The following is a 1,870-nucleotide window of genomic DNA, read 5'->3' on the forward strand; positions in this document are numbered from 1 at the left end:
CTCAACCGTCTTGGCGCTGCGCGCCAATCCACCTTCTCCCACAAGGGGAGAAGGATAAACCACCTCACTCCTCAGGCTCCGTCGTGAACATCAGCGGATAGCCCTTGGCCTTGCCGGCATCGGTCGCCCGCGTCGCCTTGGTCTCGGCGACGTCCCTGGTGAAGACGGCGACGACGCAGACGCCGCGCTGGTGCGCGGTGATCATCACCCGTCGCGCCTGGTCTTCGCTCAGCTTGAATTCGCCCTTGAGCACCGTCACCACGAACTCGCGCGGCGTGAAGTCGTCATTCAGCAGGATGACCTTGTAGAGCTTCGGCCGTTCGATCTTCGGCTGCGTCTTGGTGCTGGGTTTTGTCGTGATTTCAGGCATCGGAACCCGGCAGTTGCGCGCAAGAATTTCGCTTTTATTCTGACATGAACGAAAGCGATCGTCCATTTTGAGCCGCGCACAAACCGCCTTCCTGGCGGGGCGCGGCCGTTCACAAGTCCGTGCCTATGTGGGAATTGCCGGCCGCCGTTCAACGGCTTGGTGCAGCGAAGCCCGGCGGGAATTTCGATTGGCTCCGCGACAGACGCCGCCCATCTGGAACGGAAAAGAAGACCGCTCCAGGCGTATCGCAACTGGAGCGGTCTTCTTAGTGGACAAGAGATGTCGCTGGATCAGGCCTTCGGAGCTGCCTTGACTGCGTGCTTCTTGTGCTTCTTGACGGTCTTCTTGGCGGCGACCTTCTTCACCATCTTGGCCGGCGCAGCGGTCGTCGCAGTCGTTGCAGCCGCAGTCGTGGTGGCGGCGTTGGCGCTGCTGGCGCCGAGAACCGGCATCGAGAAGGCAAGCGCGATGGCGAGACCGAGAGCGGAGAGGAGGGACTTTTTCATGGTTTCGTTTCCTTGTTGTGCAGATCGGATTGAGTGTCACTGAACGGGGTCGATCGGTGTCACTCCAAGCAGCTTCAAAGCGTTGGCGAGCATCCGGATTCCTTGTGCCTGTTTCTTGTTGGCGCAGAACCGGTTCCCCTTCCTTTGAAGTGCCTTCGCCGCGGTGACCTGCGTTGCCGCGGCATGGGTTTCGAGGGCTTCGTCGAATTGACGGCTCAGATCGCTGCAACGCTCGCTCCGGGTGATCGCCGCGTTTGTCTCGGCTACCTTTGCATCGGCCACCTTTGCATAGGATTGTTCGACCGCGGCGGTGATAAGCGAGATGCCGAGCACCACACCCATCAAGCTGATCGAGAACCTTTGCATTGGTTTGTCCGTAATCCCGTAACGCGTGCCGCAGCCGATGACCTGACCGCCACGGCACCACTTATGCCTTTGATTTTTTTCGGGAGTTTTTCCGGACTGTAGAATTTTGTTTCTGGATTGTTTCTGAGCAACCCGTTCGGGGTCGCTTATCGTCACCGGCCAACATATGGCCTGAATTCTATCGTGTGGGTGATGAACCGACTGACGGTTCGGCCACCAATGACGGCAGGGCTCTGAGTGAAATCCGACGCGCACATACTGATCGTCGACGACGACAAGGGCATTCGCGACCTGCTTCAGGAATTCTTCCGGAAACGGGGGCTACACACGTCGGTCGCCGCCGACGGTACCGAGATGGAAGCCGTCCTGCGCCGCGGGCAGGTGGACCTTATCGTTCTGGACGTCATGCTGCCCGGAAAGAGCGGGCTGGAGCTTTGCCGCGATCTTCGCGCCAACCATGCGACGCCGATCATCATGCTGACCGCGGTCACCGAGACGACCGACCGCGTGGTCGGGCTGGAGATGGGTGCCGACGACTATGTGCCGAAACCCTTCGATCCGCGCGAGCTGCTGGCGCGGATCCGCGCCGTGCTTAGGCGCAACGGCGCCGCCGAGCCGCGGCGGCCCA

At 60.6% G+C, this 1,870-nt stretch carries 4 protein-coding genes; 1 reads left to right on the plus strand and 3 read right to left on the minus strand.

Going from position 1 to position 1,870, the window contains the following annotated elements; genetic code table 11:
- Nucleotides 1-64 precede the first annotated feature (64 nt).
- From clpS to E5W87_RS34235, 3 genes are all read right to left on the minus strand, one after another.
- Nucleotides 65-370, minus strand: a complete 306-nt coding sequence (clpS, locus tag E5W87_RS34225) for an ATP-dependent Clp protease adapter ClpS (protein WP_292407994.1) — start codon at nucleotides 368-370, stop codon at nucleotides 65-67.
- 290 nt (nucleotides 371-660) lie between these two features.
- Entirely contained in the window at nucleotides 661-876 is a 216-nt protein-coding gene (locus E5W87_RS34230; protein WP_095484207.1) for a hypothetical protein, read from the minus strand.
- A 36-nt stretch (nucleotides 877-912) separates the two neighbouring features.
- Entirely contained in the window at nucleotides 913-1,242 is a 330-nt protein-coding gene (locus E5W87_RS34235) for a hypothetical protein (protein ID WP_292408011.1), read from the minus strand.
- A gap of 237 nt (nucleotides 1,243-1,479) precedes the next feature.
- On the opposite strand from E5W87_RS34235, the gene E5W87_RS34240 reads away from it, so the two are divergent.
- Nucleotides 1,480-1,870 (plus strand): response regulator (locus E5W87_RS34240; protein ID WP_292407999.1); only part of this gene is annotated, 391 nt, incomplete at its 3' end.

The organism is Mesorhizobium sp. (assembly GCF_004962925.1).
Lineage (GTDB): Bacteria > Pseudomonadota > Alphaproteobacteria > Rhizobiales > Rhizobiaceae > Mesorhizobium.

Excerpts from the sequence above, each read along its gene's own strand:
- clpS (WP_292407994.1), bottom strand. The coding sequence starts at position 370 with ATGCCTGAAATCACGACAAAACCCAGCACCAAGACGCAGCCGAAGATC.
- E5W87_RS34230 (WP_095484207.1), bottom strand. The coding sequence starts at position 876 with ATGAAAAAGTCCCTCCTCTCCGCTCTCGGTCTCGCCATCGCGCTTGCC.
- E5W87_RS34235 (WP_292408011.1), bottom strand. The coding sequence starts at position 1,242 with ATGCAAAGGTTCTCGATCAGCTTGATGGGTGTGGTGCTCGGCATCTCG.